This is a genomic window from Clostridium sp. 1001270J_160509_D11 (assembly GCF_015667935.1).
Lineage (GTDB): Bacteria > Bacillota > Clostridia > Peptostreptococcales > Peptostreptococcaceae > Intestinibacter.
On sequence record NZ_JADPET010000169.1, the window covers coordinates 1 to 5634 of the forward strand.

The window sequence follows — 5634 nt, forward strand, 5'->3', positions numbered from 1 at the left end:
TAGGGGATATATAATAGTTAAATAATTGTATATCTATGAAAGGGTGAGTAATTTGAACAACAAAATTAAAAATATAAGCAGACTTGAACTAGAAAATATATACGGAAAAATAAGTCCATTTGAGTTTAAAAATAAATTAATAGAATTGGCAACTTTATCAAATAGAAAGAGTACACGTACTTTACTTGATGCAGGTCGTGGGAATCCAAACTGGATAGCATCAACTCCAAGGGAAGCATTTTTTACTTTTGGACAATTTGCAATAACAGAAAGTAGGTATACTTGGGATGATGGTGATTTGACTGGTATGCCTAAAAAAACAGGGATATACAAAAGGTTCTGCACCTATGTTGAGAATAATAAATTTATGCCAGGAATAGATACATTAAAAGCAATAATAGATTATGGTATAGAAGAATTGAATTTTGATAAAGATGAATTTCTGCATGAATTGACAGATGCAATTATAGGGGATAATTATCCATTTCCAGATAGAATGTTAATTCACATAGAAAAAATAGTAAAAGAATATTTAAAAAGAGAAATGAAATATGATGTGGAAAAAGGAGGAGAATTTAATGTGTTTGCAGTTGAAGGTGCAACTGCTGCAATGTGTTATATATTTGATTCATTAATAGCAAATAACCTTCTTTTAAAAGGAGATAAAATAGCTATTATGACACCAGTATTCACTCCATATTTAGAAATACCACATCTTCCAAGATATGAATTTGAAGTGGTTTATATAAATGCAGATGAAATCGATGAAAATGATGAACATACTTGGCAATGTAGCAATAAAGAATTAGAAAAGCTAAGTAACCCAGATATAAAAGCATTATTTGTTGTAAATCCTAGCAACCCACCATCTGTAGCTATATCACAAAAATCTATTTCAAAAATTGTAGATATAGTAAAAACTAAAAATAAAGATTTAATGATAATTTCTGATGATGTTTATGGAACTTTTATACATGGATTTAGATCTTTGATGGCTGATTTACCATACAATACGATAGGAGTATATTCTTATTCTAAATATTTTGGAGTTACAGGATGGAGATTAGGAACTATAGCCCTTCATGAAAATAATGTTTTTGATAAATTAATAAAAGAGTTACCATATTCTACAAGAAAAAGAACTATGAGAAGATATGCAGATCTTAATCCAGTTCCGGAAAATGTTCCTTTTATAGATAGAATAGTTGCTGATAGTAGACAAGTTTCATTAAATCATACTGCAGGACTTTCTACACCACAACAGGTACAAATGGCATTTTTCTCTGCATTTACTCTTATAGATAAAGAAAATAATTATAAAGATAAAACTATAAATATTTGTAAGACTCGTAAAAAATTATTATTTGATTCACTTGATATAGGAATAAATGAAAATGAAAATGATGCATCTTACTATACACAAATAGATTTACTGAGATTATGTAAGAAATGTTATGGAGAAGAGTTTGTAGAATACTTAAAAGCAAATTATAAACCAGTTGATATTTTATTTGATTTAGCTCAAAAATCATCCATAGTTCTACTTGGAGGAGGTGGATTTGCAGGTCCTGAATGGTCTATTAGAATATCACTTGCAAATCTATATGATGAAGCTTATTCGGAAATAGGAGTTGTTTTAAAAAGAATTTTAGACTCTTATGCTGATGATTGGAAAAAGCTTCAGGGTTAAGCTTATACTAACTCTAGTAAAAGTTGATAACAGGTAAGAAGTAAATAATATATTTAAAATAGAAAAATAATATTAATAAAAGGAGTATTTAAAATAGATTTTATCTAAATTAAATACTCCTTTTATTAATATTATTTTATTTAATTAATTCTCTCGATATAATTACAATTAACATGTATATGGTTTAAATACATTGTAAGTCTTTCATAAAGAGGATGAGTAGCATCTCCATACTCTGACTCCAAGTTTTCGCCTATTTCTTCAACTGTTTTTTTCCCATCTATTTGTAAAAAAATGAAGCTGCCATATTCATCAAGTTTAATTTTTTTATAAAGAGGAATTCTAAATTTTAATTTTCTAAAAAAATTTTGTATAGGATGATTTTGTTTTTCTAATATTGTTACAATCTTATCCTTAACCTCATAGTCTATACTATTTGAAATTTTAAATACTACATTTAACGAGTCTTCATTATTCATTTTTATGACCCTTAACTTTTGAATTTAGTATAGGAAGAGCAGTTAATACTACTAGTATAACTAATAATACAACAGCCATACCATTTCCTGCAGCAAATCCACTAGGACCATTTCCTCCAACTAAACCAGTTACTTGACAGATTACACCGATAAGCCCAAGTATAGAACCACCAGCAACAAGTCCTGAAGATAAACTTATACCATTACTAACTTTTACTTCTTTTTCTACTTCATTTTTAGTACTTCTTTCGATAAATTCACGAACTAAAGCACCTACTAATATTATAGAAGTAGTTGAAATTGGTAAGTAGAATCCGATAGCAACTGTCATTATAGATAGATTTAAGAAGTGTAGTACTATTGCCATAAATACACCAACTATTATCATAACCCATGGAAGATTTCCTGACATTATACCAGATGTAAGTGTAGACATTAAGTTAGCTTGTGGTAAAGCAAATGGAGGATTATCTCCAGTTATTTGTAATTGTTCAGTTAATAAAACCATAACAGCAACAACAACTATAACACCAACTATAGCAGATATTGTAAAGTAACGTTGCATTTCATTTTTATTACCACCAACAACAAATGTTACCTTTTGTGATTGACAGTATCCTCCAGCTATTGCTATAGCAACAACTATGAATGAACCGAATAAAAGTAGAGATTTGTTGTCTGCTTGAGAAGTCCATCCCATAGAAACAAATACTACAGTAGTTATAACTAATGAAGCTATTGTCATACCTGATACAGGTAGGTTAGAAGTACCAATAGTTCCTGTTAATCTACCAGCAACTATAACAAATAATAAAGATAGTATAAATGATAAAATAGCTCCAACTATAGTCATTACTATGCTTTCAGATATTATAAATGAGGCAATAAGTCCTATAACAGTACCAGCTAATAATATTATTAAGTAAGATGAAGAACCTTCACCATCTTCTGAAGATGATTTTGCATTCATAGTTTCTTTTACTGAAGCTATTATAGTAGGTATAAGTTTTACTGCACCTATTATACCACCACATAACATCATACCAGCACCTATATATTTAACATAAGAACCAGCAATATCACTAACAGCCATTTGGTTTATTGCAAGTGAAGGATTATTCCATACCATAGCTCCATCATGTGCCATTTCAGCAAAATAAGCAAGTAAAGGAGTTATACCAAATGCTGATAATATTGAACCAGCAAACATAGTTAAAGAAACATCCATACCTACTATAAATCCAATTCCTAGTAAAAGTGGATTAACTTCTAAGTCGAATTTCCATTTGTAGAATGATTTTCCTGCAAAAGACATAACATTGTTTGTTAAGTTTAAGAATGAACTTGAAAGTGTGTTTAATACACCACCTATACCAAATCCTATTCCCATGAATTTCATTGAATCTCCGCCAGCATTTTCTGATGCTACAAGAGTTTCAGATATAGCCATAGCTTCAGGATACATAAGATGACCATGTTGATCAATTATTAAATAGTTATAAACAAGTGAAGCTGCACCTATACCGAATAGAACTCCACCTATACCAACTGCTACACCTTCTAAGAAAGTAAATTCACTACCTATTAGTATAACAGAAGGTAGTACAAATATAAGACCACTAGCGACAGATTCACCACCACTAGCCATACCTTGAACTAAGTTTCTACCAAGGATTCCTTTGTGTTTTGCAAACATTGCAACAAATGCTGAACCTAAAATTGCACCTGGAATACCAGCGGCAACAGTAAGTCCTGCTTTCATTCCTGAATAAGCTGTAGAAGCTGCGAATACAGCAGCAAATATAATCCCTATAATTAATACAGCAATATTTCCTCCAAGTTTCGATTTATCTGTGATATATGGCACGTAGTCTTTTCCTGCAACTCCACCATATGCCTCTTTAGATAGTTTTTTATTCAAATGACATACCCCCTTCATTGTCGTTTAAATTAAATTTTATATTAATGTTGGTTCATGCTTTCTAAACAAGCAACTAAATAATCCCAAACATTTTTTATTGAAGAAATACTTACATGTTCGTTTGGAGTATGAACATCATAAGCATTAGGACCTATTGATATAGCTTCACAGCCATCCATTTTCTTAAGGAATAACCCACATTCAAGACCTGCATGTATAGTTAATATTTTAGGGTCATTACCTGTTAATTTTTTGTAAGTTTCTATACTTATTTCTTCTAGTTTAGAGTCAATAGCTCTTTCCCAAGAAGGATAATGGTCAGTTTCTTCATAATCAGCACCTAAAGACTCGGCAACTAATTTTACAGTGTTATTTATATAGTCTTTTCTAGTTTCTACAGAACTTCTTGTAGTTGCTTCAAATGTCATAACATCTTCTTTAGTTGTTACAACACCTAAATTTATAGAACTTTCCACTAAACCTGGCATATCTGCTGCCATAGTTTGGATTCCAGATGGTATTAAGTTTAAAAGTTGAATTACTTTATTTTTACATTCATCAGTTAGAACTTTTTCAAAAGAAGTTTCACTTAATTCAATTTTTACGTCTGGATCTGGAATTCTGTATTCATGTTTGAATATAGATTCTATTTTAGCCAATTCAGCTTTTAATTGATCTATATCTTTAGTATCAATAGCTATAACAGCATCGCATTCACGAGGGATAGCATTTGTTTTAAGACCACCATTTACATTTACTAAATCATAATCAATAGTTAATAAGTCTAATATTCTACCCATTAATTTATTAGAATTAGCATGGTTTTTATCTATTTCCATTCCAGAGTGTCCACCTAAAAGACCTTTTAATTCTATTAAGAATCCTTGTTTTTCAGAAGATTTGAATTCAAGTGGTAAAGTTGTACAGTTTCTGTTACCACCAGCACAACCAACTAATATACATCCTTCTTCTTCAGAATCTAGATTTAACATATATTTTCCTGTTAAAACGCTAGTATCTAAATTCTTAGCGCCAGTCATACCAACTTCTTCATCAGTAGTTATAAGTATTTCTAATTCAGGATGTTTAATAGTATTTGATGCAAGAAGTGCCATACCATAAGCAACCGCTATCCCATTGTCAGCTCCTAAAGTAGTTCCAGTTGCATATATCATGTCATCTACAACTCTTAATTGGATAGGATCTTTTAAGAAATCATGGTTTGAATCTTTATTTTTTTCACAAACCATATCCATATGTCCTTGTATTATTACTCCTGGACAATTTTCATAACCTTCAGTAGCTGGTTTTTTGATTATTACATTTAAGTGTTCATCTTGTATGTATTCTAGATTTAATTCTTTTGCAAAATTACATAAATAATCACTTATTGCTTTTTCATTACCAGAACCTCTAGGTATTTGAGAGATTTTTTCAAAATAATTTAAAACTGATTGTGGTTCTAAACCTTTTAGTATGTTTTCCATTTAAAATCAACCCCTTTTTTTAAAAATTATTTTTTATTAAGAATTAAATTATCTTTT

General features: G+C 30.1%; 4 protein-coding genes. 1 reads left to right on the forward strand and 3 read right to left on the reverse strand.

Translation table 11 applies throughout. The features are described 5' to 3' along the window. Positions 1-52 precede the first annotated feature (52 nt). Positions 53-1690, forward strand: coding sequence for an aspartate 4-decarboxylase (gene aspD, locus I4U58_RS12330; protein ID WP_195931643.1), 1638 nt, complete (start codon positions 53-55; stop codon positions 1688-1690). Between the two features lie 140 nt (positions 1691-1830). On the opposite strand, the gene I4U58_RS12335 is transcribed toward aspD, so the two are convergent. Genes I4U58_RS12335 through I4U58_RS12345 form a run of 3 tightly spaced genes read right to left on the reverse strand, consistent with a single transcriptional unit; the run spans position 1831 to position 5577 of the window. Beyond that, positions 1831-2169: a PqqD family protein gene (locus tag I4U58_RS12335; RefSeq protein ID WP_022071063.1), complete on the reverse strand. Its 339-nt coding sequence runs from the start codon at positions 2167-2169 to the stop codon at positions 1831-1833. After that, on the reverse strand, positions 2162-4090 hold the full coding sequence (locus tag I4U58_RS12340) for an oligopeptide transporter, OPT family (RefSeq protein WP_195931644.1): 1929 nt from the start codon (positions 4088-4090) through the stop codon (positions 2162-2164). The genes I4U58_RS12335 and I4U58_RS12340 overlap by 8 nt, the downstream gene beginning before the upstream one ends. A gap of 41 nt (positions 4091-4131) precedes the next feature. Further along, entirely contained in the window at positions 4132-5577 is a 1446-nt protein-coding gene (locus tag I4U58_RS12345; protein WP_195931645.1) for an aminoacyl-histidine dipeptidase, read from the reverse strand. Between the last annotated feature and the right edge of the window lie 57 nt (positions 5578-5634).